Here is a 15,904-nt window from a genome sequence, read left to right as displayed (position 1 = left end):
CAGGGGTGGTCAGGGGTCGTCGGACGACGAGGGACCCGCCCCCGTCCGACGACGGACCAGGGCAGGGTCAGGCGGCGCGCACGAGGGCGCCCGGGAGCAGCGGGGGGCCTCGTGGCGGGGTGCGCCGGACGGCGCGGGCCCGGAGGGGGTGCCAGGTGCGCCCGACGACGACGGCGGGCTCGCGGACGACGGGCGGCGCCGCCGGGCCCAGCACGAGGACCGCGACGAGCCGCAGCTGGCCCGCGACGTTGACGGCCGCTCGGTCGCCCGCCGCGAGCAGCAGGGCGGTGAGCAGCACCGCGGCAGCGTGCGCGGCGAGCATCCAGGACGTCGTCCCGGGGTCGTCCGCGTGGTGCAGGTGCAGCCCGCCGCCGGTCGCGGGCCCGAGGGAGCCCGGGCCCAGCGCGTGCAGGGCGTGCCCGTCCGGCGCGGCCCCCGGCGTCGAGGGCAGGGTCGTGAGCAGGGTCGAGGCCAACGGCGAGGCGTCCGTGCCCGCCGCGCCGAGCACGGACAGGGTCGTGTGCTGCACGAGCTGGAGCGCGACCATCGCGGGGAGCAGGCGGGGGAGCGTCAGCCGGCGGCGGGCGGTCCACACCGCGAGCGGCGCCGTGAGCGCCACGACGACGAGCCAGGCGAGGGGTGCCCCGGGGAGCGCGCCGCCGGCCAGGAGGTGGGCGGCGGCCGCGATGCTGAGCGTCGTGCCGGCGACGAGGAGCTCGCGCGCACGACGGACGACCACGGGCACCCCCGCACCCTACCGCGCCGCGAACAGGCCGCGGGCCTGCGGCGCGAGGGCCTGGCGAGGCGCGGCGTGACGCCGACACGCGCCGCGGGACGCCGCCCGCCGCCCGCGCAGGCCTGGGCTACGGTGGGCGGCACGACACGGGGTGCGTCCCGACCGGTCATCGCCGCGACATCGTCACGACGACGTCGCGACCCGGCCGGCGGGCGCTGAGAACACACCCGTCGAACCTGATCTAGCTCGTACTAGCGAAGGGATGTCGACATGAGTGCGCGCGCACCTGAAGACAGCTCCGCCGGCAGCGCCGGCTCCACCGCCCCTGCTCCCGCGGCCCCGGCGCCGACGAGGGGCAGTCGCCCCCGCGTCCTGGCCGTCGCCGGGTCCGACCCGTCCGGGGGCGCCGGGATCCAGGCGGACCTCAAGTCGATCGCGGCCGCGGGCGGCTACGGGATGGCGGCCGTCACGGCCCTGACCGTGCAGAACACGCGGGGGGTGCGCGACGTGCACGTGCCGCCCGCCGCGTTCCTGGCCGCGCAGCTCGACGCCGTCACCGACGACGTGGCCGTCGACGCCGTGAAGATCGGGATGCTCGCCTCGGCCCCCGTGGCCCACGCCGTGGCCGCCTGGCTCGACGCCCTGCCGCCCGGCGCGACGGGCGCGCGACCCGCCGTCGTCCTGGACCCGGTGATGGTCGCCACGAGCGGGGACCGCCTGCTCGACCCGGCGGCCGAGGACGCCGTGCGGCACCTGCTGTCCCGGGTGGACGTCGTGACGCCGAACCTGCCCGAGCTCGCGGTCCTCGCGCAGGAACCGTCGGCCGCGGACTGGCCCGCCGCGCTCGAGCAGGCGCGACGCCTGGCCTCCCGGCACGGGGTCCTGGTGGTGGCGAAGGGCGGCCACCTGGGCGCCTCGGGGACGGGCGCGACGGGGGCGGGGGCCCCGGACGCGCTCGTCGGGCCGCAGGGCGTGCTGGCGGAGCTCCCCGGGCCGCGCCTGACCAGCACCTCCACCCACGGCACCGGCTGCTCGTTGTCCAGCGGCCTGGCCGCGCGGTACGCGCGCACGGGGGACTGGGCCGAGGCGCTGCGCGGCACGAAGGCCTGGCTGACCGCGGCGATCCGGGCCGGGGAGGCCCTGCGCGTCGGCGGCGGGAACGGGCCGGTCGACCACCTGGTGGGGCTGCGCGCCGGCGGCGCGGAGCCGCTCGCGCCGTCCGGTGCGTCCGGTGCGGGCGGGGCATCAGGTCAGGACGGGGCGGAGGACGTCGTCGCCCGCTGGTGGGACGACGCCGCGGGCGTGCGCGCCGCGATCGACGACCTGGCGTTCGTCCGGTCGCTGGGCGACGGGACGCTCGACGCCGACCACTTCCGCACGTACCTGGAGCAGGACGCGCTCTACCTGCGCGACTACGCGCGCTGCCTCGCGCGGGCGAGCGAGCTGGCTCCCACGCGGGCCGAGCAGGCGTTCTGGGCCGGCGGCGCGCACGGCGCCCTGGTGACCGAGCTCGACCTGCACACCCGCTGGCTGGGCGGGGAGCCGCAGGACGTGCCCGCCAGCCCCACGACGGCCGCGTACCTCGACCACCTGCGCGTGGCCGGCGACGACTACGCGACCCTCGTCGCCGCCGTCCTGCCCTGCTACTGGATCTACCAGGACGTGGGGGAGCGGCTGGCCGCCCGCGACCACCCGGGTCACCCGTACGGGGCGTGGCTGGGCACGTACGCGGACGACGCGTTCGCGGACGCGACGCGCGAGGCCGTCGCGATCCTGCGCCGCGCCGCCGCGGCGGCCGACCCGGTCACCCGGGACCGGATGGCGGCGACGTTCCACGCGGCGTGCGAGCACGAGCTGGCGTTCTTCGACCAGACCGGGGCACCCACGGTCGAGCCCACGGTCGGGCGCGTCGTGGTGGGCTGACCCCCGGTCCACCGCGGCCCGTCCGGGTCCCGCCGTCGTGCGCGACGGCGGGATCCCGCGGCGGTAAGCGGTGTCCCGAGCTCGGGGCGCACCGCGTGACCGGGGCAAGTGTGTCGGAGGCGAGTGACAGAATAGGTGTGATGCCCGACACGAAGCGCACTTCGCGCAGCCGCAGCCGAGGCGCCCGCCGCGCCGATCCCTCCGAAAGTCCCAGGAGGAGCACCGCCTCCTCCGCTCCCCGCCGTCCCGTCGCGACCGGCACCCCGCCGGGCCGCGCCGCGGGGCCGCCCGGCCGCACGGGCGCCGCCGCCGCCGGGCCCGCCGTCGCCCCCGCGGGCTCCGAGCTCTCCACGTTCGCGTCGGTGCGCCGGCTCTACCCGTACGTCCGGCCGGCGGTGCCGCGCATGGTCGGCGGGCTCTTCTCCGCGATCGGTGCGAGCCTCGCCGCGCTGGCGATCCCGCGCGTGCTGCAGACCCTGGTCGAGGGCCCGCTCGCCGAGGGTGCCGCCGCCCACGACCTCGGGGCCCTCGTGGTGCCCGTCCTCCTCGTGCTCGTCCTGGGCGTCGCGGAGGCCGGGCTCGTCCTGCTGCGCCGCAACCTCGTGATGTACCCCGGCACGCGGGTCGAGGCCGAGCTGCGGATGGCACTGTTCCGCCACCTGCAGGACCTGCCCGTCGCGTTCCACGACCGGTGGCCCGGCGGCCAGCTGCTGAGCCGGATCATGGGCGACCTCGGCCTGCTGCGACGCTGGCTGGTCTTCGGCCTCCTGCAGCTCGTCGTCAGCATCGTGACGATCGTCGTCGGGGTGGGCATCCTGCTGGCCACCGCCGGCTGGCTCGGCCTCGTCTACCTTGCGGGCGCGATCCCGGTGACGGTCATCGCGTTCCGCTTCTCGAGGCGGTACCGCGTCATCGCGCGCCTGTCCCAGGACCAGTCGGGCGACCTCGCCACCACCGTCGAGGAGTCCGTGCACGGCATCCGTGTGCTCAAGGCGTTCGGTCGCGGGCGCGACGCCCTCGACTCGTTCACCGACCAGGCGGAGGAGCTGCGCCGCACGGAGATCCGCAAGGCGGGCAACCAGGCCACCGTCACCACGTCGCTGCAGCTCATCCCCGAGGTCACGCTGGCCGTCTGCCTCGTGCTCGGCACGGTGCTCGCCGCCCAGGGGCAGATCACCGTCGGCAGCCTCGTGGCCTTCTTCCTGACGACCGCCGTGATCAACGGCCCCGTGGTCGACCTCGGCATGACCCTGTCGATGACGCTCAACGCCCGCACGGCCGTCGACCGCTTCTTCGAGGTCATGGAGACCCCGAACCCGTTGGCCGACCCCGCCGACCCGGTGGAGGTCGGTCCGGCGCGCGGCCACGTCGAGCTCCGCGACGTCTCCTTCCGGTACGAGGACGCGTCGCGCCCGGTCCTCGAGCACGTCGACCTCGAGCTCCCCGTCGGCACCACGACGGCGCTCGTCGGCCTCACGGGCTCGGGCAAGTCCACCCTCGCGATGGTGGTGCCGCGCATCGTCGACGTCACCGCCGGCCAGGTGCTGCTCGACGGCGTCGACGTGCGGCGCATGCGGCGGCACGACGTGCGTCGTGCGGTCGCGGTCGCGTTCGAGGACCCCACGCTGTTCTCCGCGTCGGTCCGCGACAACGTGCTGCTCGGCGTCCCCGAGGCCGGCCCCGACGCCGTGCCGGAGGAGGAGCGTGAGCGGCGCCTGCACGAGGCGCTCGAGGTGGCGCAGGCGGGCTTCGTCGCCGACCTGCCGCAGGGCGTCGAGACCCGGATCGGGGAGGAGGGCCTGTCCCTGTCCGGCGGGCAGCGGCAGCGCCTCGCGCTCGCCCGTGCCATCGCGGCACGACCCGCCGTGCTCGTGCTCGACGACCCGCTGTCCGCGCTCGACGTCGCCACCGAGGAGGCCGTCACCACGCGCCTGCGCGACGTCCTGCACGGCACGACGAGCCTCGTCATCGCGCACCGGCCGTCCACGGTGGCGCTCGCCGACCGGGTCGCCGTGCTCCAGGACGGCCGGATCACGGCCGTGGGCACCCACCGCGACCTGCTCGCCACCGACGCGCACTACCGGCACGTCATCTCCAGCCTGGAGCAGGACTGGGAGGAGTGCGCCGAGCACTCCGACCAGGAGGAACCCGAGCAGGCCCAGAACGAGGAGGTCCAGCGGTGAGCCGCCCCAGCACTCCGGAACCGTCCCGGCCCGCGACGTCCGGGCCGGACCCGGACGACCACCGCCGGCCCACCGACGCGACGGCGGACGACGCCACCCAGCTCGACGCCCAGGCATCCCGCGACGTCAGGTCCCGGTCGCTGCGGCTGCTGGGCGAGCTGCTCCGGCCGCGTCGCGGCGCCCTCGCCCTCGCCGGCCTCCTCGTCGTGGTCTCGACCCTCGGCCAGGTGGCGGGCCCCTGGCTCGTGTCCCTCGCCATCGACTCCGCCGTGCCCGACCTCAGGGACGGCGACGCCGGCACCCTCGTGCTGGTCGGCGCGGCCTACCTGGTCGCCGCGGTCGTGGGCGGCCTGTGCGCCGGCGCCTACGTCCGCCAGGCCGCGCGCATCGCCCAGGGCGTGCTCCTGGACCTGCGCCGCCGCGTCTTCCGGCACACGCAGCTGCTGAGCCTGGAGTTCCACGAGTCGTACACGTCGGGCCGCATCATCAGCCGTCAGACGTCCGACCTCGAGGCGCTGCGCGAGCTGCTCGACGGCGGGCTGACGGGTGTCGTCTCGTCGCTCATGCTCATGGTATTCACCGGGCTGAGCCTGTTCCTGCTCGACTGGCGCTCGGGCCTCGTGCTCGCGGCGGCGCTCGTGCCGGCCTGGCTGCTCACGCGGTGGTTCCAGAAGCACTCGCAGGTGTTCTACCGCGAGCAGCGCACCACGTCCGCGCGGCTCATCGTGAAGTTCGTCGAGACGATGACCGGCATGCGGGCCGTGCACGCGTTCCGCCGGGAGTCGACCACCGAGGCGGAGTACGGCCGGCTCAGCGAGCAGTACCGCGACGCGAACCTCAACACCATGGGGCTCAACGGCCGCTACCAGCCGGGGCTCGTGCTCATCGGGAACGTGGCCGTCGCGGTCGCGCTCGCGATCGGCGGCTGGCGGGTCTACTCCGGTGGGCTGGACGTCGGCGTGCTGGTGGCGGCCCTGCTGTACGTGAAGCGGTTCTTCCAGCCGATCCAGCAGCTCGGCAACTTCTACAACTCGTTCCAGTCCGCCACGGCGGCGCTCGAGAAGGTGTCCGGCCTGCTGGCGGAGGAGCCGACCGTCGTCGAGCCGCGCCGTCCCGTGGCGCTGCCGCACGCGCGGGGCGCCCTGCGGCTGGACCACGTCACCTTCCGGTACGGGGACGGCCCCGTCGTGCTGCCCGACCTCGACCTCACGCTCCCCGCGGGGCAGACGGTCGCGCTGGTCGGCACGACGGGCGCGGGCAAGTCCACGCTCGCCAAGCTCGTGACCCGGTTCTACGACGCGAGCGAGGGGCGCGTGCTGCTCGACGGCGTCGACGTGCGCGACCTGTCGACGACGGACCTGCGGCGCGCCGTGGTCATGGTGACGCAGGAGGCGTACCTGTTCAGCGGGTCCGTGCGCGAGAACATCGCGCTCGGGCGGCCGGGCGCCCGGCAGGCGGACATCGAGGCCGCCGCACGGGCGGTCGGGGCGCACGAGTTCATCATGGACATGCCCGACGGGTACGACACCGACGTCAACAAGCGCGGCGGCCGCGTCTCGGCGGGGCAGCGGCAGCTGCTGTCGTTCGCGCGGGCGTTCCTCGCCGACCCGGCGGTGCTGGTGCTCGACGAGGCGACGTCGTCGCTCGACATCCCCGGCGAACGGCTGGTGCAGCACGGTCTGCAGACGCTGCTGGCCGACCGCACGGCGATCATCATCGCCCACCGGCTGTCGACCGTCGCGATCGCCGACCGGGTGCTCGTCATGGAGCACGGCCGCGTGATCGAGGACGGCACGCCGGACGAGCTGGCGGCGGGGGACGGGCACTACGCCAAGCTCAACGCGGCCTGGCAGGACTCGCTCGTGTAGTCCCGGGTCCGGCCGAGACCTTGGTGGGGGACGAGCTGGCCGAGAGGTTCTTCGCATGGACGCGTTCACGGGCGCCGGGGCGCCCTCCACGTCGGGAGGGATACGTCCCCGCGAAAGAACCTCTCGGCCGCCCCGTCCGCTGTCGGCTCACGGCCGTGTGCGAGCGTCCTTCGGCCAGGTAGTTCCGAACGTGCCGAGGTAGTTCCGAACGTGCCGAGGTAGCTCGGCGGGACCAGGGAGCGCAGGGGAGCTCAGCCGTCGTCGCCGGAGAGGGAGGATGCCGCGCGTGTGCGCGGCGGCCTGGGATTCACGACCGCCCGGGGCGCGACAGGAGGGCGAGGTTCACCGGGTCGACGATCGTCTCGAGCTCGTCCCGCACCCACCAGTCGCCCGTCCGGCGCCGTTCGTCCGGCGTCGTGTACCGGTAGCGGAACAGGCGCATCCGCACCCACCGCGGCCGGACGCCGTCGAACGGGTCGTCGCGCAGGAGGCGGAGCGTCGCCGGGTCCGCCTCGAGCAGGCGCCGGCACAGCACCGGGAGCCACGGCACGGGCGCGCCGAGCGGCACGAACCACAGCACCCAGTCCAGCCGCAGGTGGTACGGCGCGACCTGCGGCGGGCGGCGGTGGACGTCGCCGGGCTTGCCGCGGAACCCGTACTCGCGCCAGTCGTCGGGCCCGGGAATGGCGGCGAGCGTGCCCTCGACGATCACCTCGTCGCGCCTGCGCGTCACGCTGCCGAACGCGCCGTACGCGTTGACGAGGCGCAGCGGCTCGAAGCTCGCGTTCATCTTCTGGTGCCGCGACACGAGGTTGAGCGCCGGTCGTACCGAGAGCACCACGAGGAGCGCGACGACGAGCGACACGGTCACGAGGTAGCCGAGCGGCACGCCGGGCGTGCCGGCGGCCGCCGGGGCGACGCCCCCGAGGTCACTGGGCAGGGCGCCCAGCAGGGCGCGCCACACGCCGTCGGACACCATGGCCGCGCCGAGCACGATCGCCGCCCAGTTCAGCCAGGCGAAGTTGCCGGTCAGCACCAGCCAGCCCTGGGTCAGGACGACGACGCCGCCCGCGACGCTCGGCAGCGGCTGCGGCAGCCACAGCAGCCACGGCGCGAGCAGCTGCGTGACGTGGTTGCCGACCACCTCCGTACGGTGCCACCAGCGCGGCAGGTGGTGGGCGTGCCAGCTGAACGGGCCGGGCATCGGCTGAGTCTCGTGGTGGACGTCGAGGGCGGTGAGGTTGCGCCATGCCGGGTCGCCGCGCCACTTGATGAGCCCCGCGCCCAGCTCCAGCCGGAACAGCAGCCAGCGGGCGGCGAGCACGAGCAGGAACGGCACGGGCACGGCGGGGGAGCCGAACCAGGCGGCCAGGAACGCCAGCTCGCACAGCAGCGTCTCCCAGCCGAACGCGTAGAACCGCTGGCCCACGGACACGATCGAGAGATAGCCCGCCCACAGCGCCAGGAGGACGACGGTCGTGACCCACCACGGTCCGGCCTGCGGCAGGCCCGCCACCACGGCGGCGCCCCCCGCGGTCCCGAGCACGCCCACCGCGACCAGCAGCCGGTCGGAGTAGTGCAGGTGGAACAGCGACGGCGCGTCGCGGAACCTCACCCGCGCCGTGAACCGTCGCACGGGCAGCAGCCCGCGGTCGCCGAGGAGGGGGCGGAACTGCCCCAGGGCCTGGAGGAAGGCCAGGCACAGCAGCGCGCCGACGCCGCGCTGCAGCACCTCGCGGGCGACGTCGTAGTCGGCGGTGGCCCACCAGCCGCTGAGCTGGTCCGGCTGCCACGCCAGCTGCCCGGGCACGCCTCCACGCTAGTCGCGGGCGGCGTCGCCCGCCTCGACCAGGCGCTGCACGAGAGCGCGCGCCGCCGGGGTCGGCGCGCCGACGGTGAGCGCGAGCACCTCGCGGGTGGCGCCGGGCAAGGGCTGCGCCACGACGTCGGGGTTGCGGTGCGCGCGCAGGCAGAGTGACGGCAGCAGGCTCACCCCGGCGCCGGACGCGACGAGCGCCTGCACGGCCACGTAGTCGTCCGTCTCGAACGCGATGCGCGGGTCGAAGCCTGCGGTGGCGCAGCGTGCGACCAGGTCGGCGCGGCACCGCTCGCACCCCGCGATCCAGGCGGCGTCACGCAGGTCGGCCAGCGGCGGCGGGCCGTCCTGGGAGCCGCCGGTCCCGTCCGCCGCCCGGCGGATCAGGGTGATCGGCTCGGAGTGCACCTCCGTGACCTCGAAGCGCGAGAGGTCCATGGCGGGGCGGGCGTGCGGGGCGTCGGTGTGCCGGAAGACGAGGGCCACGTCGACGTCGCCGGCCTGGAGCGCCGCGACGGCCTCGGGCGGCTCGGCCTCGACCAGCCCGACGCCGAGCCCGGGGTGCGCGGCCCGCAGGCCCGCGACGGCGGCGGGCACCAGGGTGGCGAGGGCGGAGGGGAACGCGGCGAGGCGGGCGCGGCCGGCGCGGAGGCCGACCAGGGCGTCGAGCTCGCGCCGGGCGCCCTCGACGCGGCCGAGGATCTCCTCCGCGCGGGCGGCGAGCAGGCGGCCTGCCTCGGTGAGGCGTACGCCGCGGCCCGCGCGCTGCAGCAGGGCGATCCCCGCCTCGGCCTCGAGGCGGGCCAGGTGGTGGCTCACCGACGGCTGGGCGTAGTGCAGCTCGCGAGCCGCCGCCGTCACCGACCCGGTGCGCGCGACGGCGGCCAGGACGCGCAGGCGCGTGAGGTCCAGGTGGGGCGGGGGAGCGGGCTCGACGGACACGCCGCCAGCCTACGGCCAATCATCGGCCGTATCGATGGCGAGCAGTCGGAACAGGCATTGGACCTATCGGTCGGCGGGCGGCGATCCTGCTGTGATGACGACGACGACCCCGCAGCCCGCCCCCGAGGTGCCCGCGCCTCCGACGATGCGCGACGTGCTGGCCGCCGCCCGGCGGATCGAGGGGCTCGTGGTCCGCACGCCGGCGCTGTCGCACCCGGAGCTGGACCGCGCCGCCGCGGCGGCGGGCGCCACCGGCGCGAGCCTCGTCGTCAAGCACGAGAACCTGCAGCACACGGGCGCGTTCAAGGTACGCGGCGCGCTGAACCTCCTGCTCGGGTTCGACGACGAGGCGCGCCGGCGAGGCATCGTCGCCTACTCGACCGGCAACCACGCCCAGGCGCTCGCCCACGCCGCCCGCCGCACCGGCACCGGGTGCACGATCGTCATGCCCGAGGGCCCGAACCCGCTCAAGGAGCAGGCCGTGCGCGATCTCGGCGCCGACGTCGTGCTGCACGGGGCGACGTTCGACGACGCCCGGGCCCGCGCCGGCGAGGTGGCCGGCGACAGCGGGGCGCGCCTCGTGGGCGCGGCGAACGAGCCGGTCCTCGTCGCCGGCGTGGCCACCGCGACGCTCGAGCTCCTGGAGCAGGCGCCCGACCTCGAGGTGCTCGTCGTCCCGGTGGGCGGGGGGTCCGGCGCCGCGGCCGCCTGTCTCGTCGCGGCCGCGCTCGCCCCCGGGCTGCGGGTGGTGGCCGTGCAGGCCGCGGCGTCCCCGGCCGCCCACGACTCCTGGCGCGCGGGCGAGCTGCGGACCGCCGCCAACGCGACGCGCGCCGAGGGGCTCGCCGTCGGGTGCGGCTTCGCGCTCACCCAGGCCGTGCTGCGCGAGCGGCTGGCGGACTTCCTGCTCGTCGACGACGACGCGATCGCCGCCGCCCAGCGGCTCTACCTCACCGGCGCGCGCACCGTCGCCGAAGGCGCCGGCGCCGCGGCCCTCGCGGCCGTCCTCACGCACCCCGCCGCGTTCGCCGGCCGCCGCGTGGGCGTCGTCTGCTCCGGGGGCAACGCGAGCGAGGCGGAGCTCCGCCGCGCCCTCGCGGCCTGATCCGCCCGCCGCGCCGCGGGGCGTTCGTCGGGTGGCGCGGCACGGGGCGGGGATACGCTGCCGGGCATGGCCCGCTACTTCGACGTCCACCCCGTCGACCCGCAGCCCCGGGCGATCGGGCAGGTCGTCGCGCTGCTGAACGACGGGGGGCTCATCGCCTACCCGACCGACTCCGGGTACGCGCTCGGCTGCCGCGTCGGCCAGCACGACGGCACGGAGCGGATCCGCCAGATCCGGCACCTGGACGCCGGTCACCACTTCACCCTCGTGTGCGCGGACTTCGCCCAGCTCGGCCAGCTCGTGCGCCTCGACAACAGCGCCTTCCGCGCCATCAAGGCGGCCACCCCGGGGCCCTACACCTTCATCCTCCCGGCCACGCCGGAGGTCCCGCGGCGGCTCGCGCACCCCAAGAAGAAGACCATCGGCGTGCGCATCCCCGACTCCCGGGTGGTGCAGGCGCTGCTGCGCGAGCTGGGGGAGCCGCTGCTGTCGTCCACCCTCATCCTCCCGGGTGCCGACCAGCCCCTCACCGACGGCTGGCAGGTCAAGGAGGAGCTCGACCACGTGATCGACGCCGTCGTCGACGCCGGCGAGGTGCTGGCCGAGCCCACGACCGTCGTCGACTGGTCCGAGGGGTACCCCGAGGTCGTCCGCGTCGGCGCCGGCGACCCGTCCCGCTTCGAGTAGGCGGTTCGACCCGGCGGTCTCGACCCGGCGGCCCGACCCGCCGGACGCCCTCCGCGGGCCCTCCCGCACGCGGCTAGGGTGGCGCCCATGAGCGACCGCGGACTTGCCCTGGCCCGATCCAAGATGCAGGCGGAGGGCGTCGCCCCCGCCGCGATCGAGACCTTCACCCGCTTCTACCACCTGCTGGAGTCGGGGGAGAGCGGGCTCGTGCGCGAGGCCGACGTCGAGCCGCTGACCGACCTGCCGCGGCACGCCGACCTCGAGGTCTCGGGCGACGACGCCCAGGCCGCCCTCGCGCGGACCGCGATCATCAAGCTCAACGGCGGGCTCGGCACCTCGATGGGCATGGACAGGGCGAAGTCGCTGCTCACCGTGCGGGACGACGCGCCCGCGGAGGACGCCGACGGCACCGGCGGGCGGGACGGTGCGCTCACGTTCCTCGACGTCATCGTCCGGCAGGTGCGCGCCGCCCGGGAGGCGACGGGCGCCCGCCTGCCGCTCGTGCTGATGAACTCGTTCCGCACGCGCGACGACACGCTCGCCGCGCTGGCGCCGTACGACGACCTGGCCGTCGACGGGTTGCCGCTGGACTTCCTCCAGAACCGCGAGCCCAAGCTGCGCGCCGACACCCTCGAACCCGTCGAGTGGCCCGCCGACCCGACGCTCGAGTGGTGCCCGCCCGGGCACGGCGACCTGTACCCGGCGCTGCACGCGTCCGGCGTCGTGCGGGCGCTCCTGGACGCGGGCTTCCGCTACGCCAGCGTCTCCAACTCCGACAACCTCGGCGCCGCCCCCGACGGCGCGATCGCCGCCTGGTTCGCGGCGTCCGGGGCCCCGTACGCCGCGGAGATGTGCCTCAAGTCGCCCGCCGACGTCAAGGGCGGCCAGCTCGTGGTGCGCAGGAGCGACGGCCGCATCGTGCAGCGCGAGACGGCGCAGACCCACCCGGACGACGTCGACGTCTCGCTCGACCCGACCGTGCACCGCTACTTCCACACCAACAACCTCTGGTTCGACCTGGAGGCGCTCGCGGCCGAGCTGGACCGCACCGGCGGCGTGCTGGAGCTGCCGCTGATCCGGAACGAGAAGACCGTGGACCCGACGGACCCGTCGTCGCCCGCCGTCGTCCAGATCGAGTCCGCGATGGGCGCGGCCGTCGCGGTCTTCGAGGGCGCGACGGCGATCGAGGTGGGGCGCGAGCGCTTCCTGCCGGTGAAGACGACGAGCGACCTGCTGCTCATGCGCTCGGACGTCTACGAGCTCACGGACGACGACCGCCTGGTCGCCCAGGTCGACGTCCCGCTGGTGAAGCTCTCGAAGACCTACAAGCAGATCGCGGGCTTCGACGCGCGGTTCGCCCAGGGCGCGCCGTCGCTGCGGACGGCGTCGTCGCTCACGGTCGAGGGGGACTGGACCTTCGGCGCCCGTGTGCGGGCCGAGGGCGACGCCGCCCTGGCCGACGCGGGCGAGCCCGCCACCGTGCCCGACGGCGCGACCGTCACCGCGGACGGCGTCACCCCCTGACCGCCCCCGGCGTCGTGAGTCAGGCGGGGAGGTCGACGACGCGGTCGGCGCCCGGGACGGGCGTGAGGGCGCCGGCGGAGGCGGCGGCGAGGTCCTCGCGCAGGCGGGGGAGCGCGGCCGGCGGCACGAGCAGGGCGAGCCGGGCCACGGCGGCGTACGTCGGCTCCTCGAGCACGGCGTCGTGGGTCTGCGCCCAGTCGCGCAGCAGGTGGTCGACGCGGCCGGCGTCGGCGTGCGGCACGTCGACGGCAACCTCCGTGAGCACCTCGCGCCGGCGCAGCAGCCCGTCGGCCGCGGCGACGTCCAGGGCCTCGGCGACGGCGCCGGAGTAGGCGCGCACCAGGCCGCCGGCGCCGAGGAGGACGCCGCCGAAGTACCGCGTCACGACCGCCACCACGTCGGTCAGCTCGCGGCGGCGCAGCACCTCCAGCATGGGCACGCCGGCGGTGCCGGAGGGTTCGCCGTCGTCGGAGGAGCGCTGCTGGTCGGCGTGCGTGCCGACGACGAGCGCCACGCAGTGGTGCCGGGCGTCCCAGTGCTCCTTGCGCAGCCGGGCGACGACGGCGTCGGCCTCCTCGACCGTCCGGGCCGGGGACACGTGGGCCAGGAACCGCGACTTCTTCACCACGAGCTCGTGGTCGACGGGGGCGGCGAGCGTGCCCGGGAGCCCGCCCCGGGGCCCACCCTGTGGCCCACCCTGTGGCCCACCCTGTGGCCCACCATGGAGCGTCGAGGGGGCGGGGCTGTCGCGTCGGCTCACCGCACGAGGCTACGACGGGGGGAGACACGCCGGGCCACCTCCGAAGAAAAAGTGTGCCAAGCGCCAGGATGGGCCCCATGACGCAGAGCACGGGGGAGAACCCCGCCGCCGGGGCCGACGGACCCGCCGCGCCGCCCGCCACCCGGTACCCGCGACCGACGGTCACGCTGGACGAGGCGGAGTGGGTGTGGCGCGAGCTGTCCGTGGAGGCGCTGCGCCCCGGCGGGAAGCCGGAGGTGGTGCGCCTGGCCGTGATCGCCGGGCTGACGCGGGCGACCGGGGCGCGCTACGGCGACCTGCTGCGCGTGCGGGCGGAGGACCTCGACCTGGGGCCGGAGTCGGACGCCGCCGCGCGCCGGGGCCGCGTCGGGGGCACGCGGGACCCGGGGGAGGGGAGGGTGCTGCTGCGGCACGGCAAGCACCGGACCCTGCGGGAGCACCGCCTGCCGCCCGAGGTCGTGCTGCTGCTGCGGCACTGGATGGTGGTGCGCACCGAGCTCGCCGCCGAGCTGGAGGGCTCGGTGCCCCGCGCGCTGCTGCTCACCGTGCACCACACGCACGACCACGGCACGACGGTGGCGAGCGGGCTGCCGATCACGCGGCAGGGGCTGGTGCTGTCGTGGCGGCGCTTCGCCCATCGGACGAACGCACGCTACGGAGCAGTGCGGGCGCCGCTGCCCACCCGGTTCGAGCAGGTGCGGCGGGCCTGGGTGGACGCGGGTGTGCCGGACCTCGGCAGGGAGGTGGTGCCATCCGCCGAGCTGCCCGATTCCGAGCAAAAATAGTGTGCCAAGCGCCTTAAGACCCGGGGGTCCTCCTGCGATCGCCTCACCCCGGGCAGGGAAGGGCGGGTCGGTCAGGCGGTGTCGATGCCCAGCAGGGGCGCGCCGGGGGAGTGCGACGGCAGCTCCTGGAAGCCGTACCGGTCGTAGAACACGCGGGCGCGCGTGTTGCCCGGGTCCATGCCGAGGTGCACGCCGGGGACCCTGCGCGCGGCGAGCGCCGCGCGCAGGGTGTCCATGAGCGCGCGACCGAGCCCGCGGCCCTGGCTCTCGGGCAGCAGGTCGATGTGCAGGTGCGCGGGGTACCGGTCGAGCTCGCCGGCGGTGATGCCGCGCACCATGCGGCCGGGATCCTTCCCGGCGTCGAGCAGGGCCGCCTCCGAGAACCCGGGCCGGCGCCCCGACGGCGGGGCGCCGGCCTCCGGGTGGCGCGCGGCGAACCCGGGGCCCCAGGCCCGCTCCCACCACGCCACGAAGTCGCGGGTGTCGGCGACGCCGATGACGTACCCGCTGAGGCGGCCCTCGTCGACGCGCAGGACGTCGTTCGCGGGGTCCGCGAGGGCGGCGTCGCGCGCCGGCTCCTCGTCGGCGCGCACGACGACGAACGCGAGCTCCGGTGCGTACTCCAGGTACGGGAGCGCGAACACCTCGGGCATGAGGCGGTCGTCGGAGTAGAGGCCACGGGCGTCGGAGCCGGCGGCGGCGGTGCGGACGCAGACCTCTGCGACGGCGGCCCGGTCGGTGTCGCGGTAGGGGCGGATCACGGGGTCATCATGCCGCAGGGGGTGCCGTCCGCCGGCGCGGACGACACCCCCTGCGGACACGGGCACGACGGCCGGGTGCCGCGCCTACTTCTTCTTCCGTGCGGTCGTGGTCCTGGCGGACGACGTCCTGGCCGCGGCCGTCTTCGCGGGCGCCTTCGACGCAGTCTTCGACGCCGTCTTCGGTGCGGCCTTCGCGCTCGCGCTGCGGGTCGACGCCGACCGGGCGCCGGCTGCGGCCTTCTGCGCGGCGCCCGTCTCCGTGCTGGCACCCGCGGTCGAGAGCTCGCCGCCGGCGCTCTCGAGGTGGGCTCGGACGAACCAGTGGAAGAGCTCGAGCTCGTGCAGGTGGCCGATGAGGAGGTCGTTCGTCACGTCGTCCAGGGACTCGGTGTCCTTCGCGGCCTTGCGGTGCGCGGTGATCACGCCCTCGTAGACCTCGTCGAGGGCGCCCAGGTGCTCGATCGCGGAGGCACGGCGGAGCGCGTAGTCGTCCCAGGTGCGCGCGGCGACGAGCGCGCCGGGGGTCCCGACGGGCGAGGAACCGAGCGTCGCGATGCGCTCCGCGACGGCGTCGGTCATGGCGCGCACGGCGTCGACCTGGGGGTCGAGCATCTCGTGCACCGCGATGAAGTGCGGGCCCACGACGTTCCAGTGCACGTGCTTGAGGGTCAGGTGCAGGTCGGTCAGGGAGTTGAGCCGTTCCTGCAGGATGGTCGCCACCTTCGCTCCCTGCTGGGGCGTGAGGGAGGGCACCGTGTAGCGGGGGGTGTTGCGGTCAGCCATCGGAGGTCTCCGTCCTCGTCGGGTCGGCGCG

The 15,904-nt window shown here is 75.7% G+C and carries 12 protein-coding genes, 1 pseudogene and 1 riboswitch; of the genes and pseudogenes, 7 read left to right on the top strand and 6 right to left on the bottom strand.

The features are described from left to right. Window positions 1-67 precede the first annotated feature (67 nt). On the bottom strand, window positions 68-745 hold the full coding sequence (locus ACFQ8Y_RS11270; protein WP_430585500.1) for a hypothetical protein: 678 nt from the start codon (window positions 743-745) through the stop codon (window positions 68-70). A 128-nt stretch (window positions 746-873) separates the two neighbouring features. After that, window positions 874-1,016: riboswitch (TPP riboswitch) on the top strand. Between ACFQ8Y_RS11270 and ACFQ8Y_RS11265 the strand changes: the two genes are divergently transcribed. The 3 genes from ACFQ8Y_RS11265 to ACFQ8Y_RS11255 all read left to right on the top strand — a co-directional run bounded on the left by ACFQ8Y_RS11265 (window position 1,007) and on the right by ACFQ8Y_RS11255 (window position 6,710). Next, window positions 1,007-2,659, top strand: a complete 1,653-nt coding sequence (locus tag ACFQ8Y_RS11265; RefSeq protein WP_430585499.1) for a bifunctional hydroxymethylpyrimidine kinase/phosphomethylpyrimidine kinase — start codon at window positions 1,007-1,009, stop codon at window positions 2,657-2,659. It overlaps the preceding riboswitch by 10 nt. Before the next feature lie 404 nt (window positions 2,660-3,063). Continuing rightward, window positions 3,064-4,842, top strand: coding sequence for an ABC transporter ATP-binding protein (locus ACFQ8Y_RS11260; RefSeq protein WP_430562530.1), 1,779 nt, complete (start codon window positions 3,064-3,066; stop codon window positions 4,840-4,842). After that, window positions 4,839-6,710, top strand: coding sequence for an ABC transporter ATP-binding protein (locus tag ACFQ8Y_RS11255; protein WP_430585498.1), 1,872 nt, complete (start codon window positions 4,839-4,841; stop codon window positions 6,708-6,710). The genes ACFQ8Y_RS11260 and ACFQ8Y_RS11255 overlap by 4 nt, the downstream gene beginning before the upstream one ends. A gap of 307 nt (window positions 6,711-7,017) precedes the next feature. Here ACFQ8Y_RS11255 and ACFQ8Y_RS11250 read toward each other — a convergent pair whose 3' ends face one another. Further along, on the bottom strand, window positions 7,018-8,520 hold the full coding sequence (locus ACFQ8Y_RS11250; protein ID WP_430585497.1) for a lipase maturation factor family protein: 1,503 nt from the start codon (window positions 8,518-8,520) through the stop codon (window positions 7,018-7,020). Between the two features lie 9 nt (window positions 8,521-8,529). After that, window positions 8,530-9,468: a LysR family transcriptional regulator gene (locus tag ACFQ8Y_RS11245; RefSeq protein WP_430585496.1), complete on the bottom strand. Its 939-nt coding sequence runs from the start codon at window positions 9,466-9,468 to the stop codon at window positions 8,530-8,532. A gap of 94 nt (window positions 9,469-9,562) precedes the next feature. Between ACFQ8Y_RS11245 and ACFQ8Y_RS11240 the strand changes: the two genes are divergently transcribed. The 3 genes from ACFQ8Y_RS11240 to ACFQ8Y_RS11230 all read left to right on the top strand — a co-directional run bounded on the left by ACFQ8Y_RS11240 (window position 9,563) and on the right by ACFQ8Y_RS11230 (window position 12,784). Further along, window positions 9,563-10,573, top strand: a complete 1,011-nt coding sequence (locus tag ACFQ8Y_RS11240) for a threonine/serine dehydratase (RefSeq protein ID WP_430551935.1) — start codon at window positions 9,563-9,565, stop codon at window positions 10,571-10,573. A gap of 66 nt (window positions 10,574-10,639) precedes the next feature. Beyond that, window positions 10,640-11,260 carry an L-threonylcarbamoyladenylate synthase gene (locus ACFQ8Y_RS11235; protein ID WP_430551934.1) on the top strand — a complete coding sequence of 207 codons (621 nt, stop codon included), beginning with the start codon at window positions 10,640-10,642 and terminating at the stop codon, window positions 11,258-11,260. A gap of 87 nt (window positions 11,261-11,347) precedes the next feature. Continuing rightward, the gene (locus ACFQ8Y_RS11230) at window positions 11,348-12,784 is read left to right on the top strand and encodes a UTP--glucose-1-phosphate uridylyltransferase (RefSeq protein ID WP_430585495.1); all 1,437 of its coding nucleotides are present in this window, start codon (window positions 11,348-11,350) and stop codon (window positions 12,782-12,784) included. A gap of 19 nt (window positions 12,785-12,803) precedes the next feature. On the opposite strand, the gene ACFQ8Y_RS11225 is transcribed toward ACFQ8Y_RS11230, so the two are convergent. Next, on the bottom strand, window positions 12,804-13,409 hold the full coding sequence (locus tag ACFQ8Y_RS11225; protein ID WP_430585494.1) for an IMPACT family protein: 606 nt from the start codon (window positions 13,407-13,409) through the stop codon (window positions 12,804-12,806). 212 nt (window positions 13,410-13,621) lie between these two features. On the opposite strand from ACFQ8Y_RS11225, the gene ACFQ8Y_RS11220 reads away from it, so the two are divergent. Continuing rightward, complete coding sequence (locus tag ACFQ8Y_RS11220; RefSeq protein WP_430585493.1) at window positions 13,622-14,329, top strand: hypothetical protein; 708 nt, start codon at window positions 13,622-13,624, stop codon at window positions 14,327-14,329. A 71-nt stretch (window positions 14,330-14,400) separates the two neighbouring features. Here the strand turns inward: ACFQ8Y_RS11220 and ACFQ8Y_RS11215 are convergent, their stop codons facing one another. Continuing rightward, window positions 14,401-15,090 (bottom strand): GNAT family N-acetyltransferase, encoded by a 690-nt coding sequence (locus ACFQ8Y_RS11215; protein WP_430585492.1) that lies wholly within the window; start codon window positions 15,088-15,090, stop codon window positions 14,401-14,403. Between the two features lie 210 nt (window positions 15,091-15,300). Further along, a pseudogene (locus tag ACFQ8Y_RS11210) lies at window positions 15,301-15,873 on the bottom strand (Dps family protein); the annotation flags it as partial. Window positions 15,874-15,904 lie beyond the last annotated feature (31 nt).

Origin of the sequence: Isoptericola sp. NPDC056605 (genome assembly GCF_042792795.1) — a bacterium.
Lineage (GTDB): Bacteria > Actinomycetota > Actinomycetes > Actinomycetales > Cellulomonadaceae > Isoptericola.
Note: the sequence above shows the minus strand (reverse complement) of the source record. Positions and strands in the feature narration are given on the sequence as shown.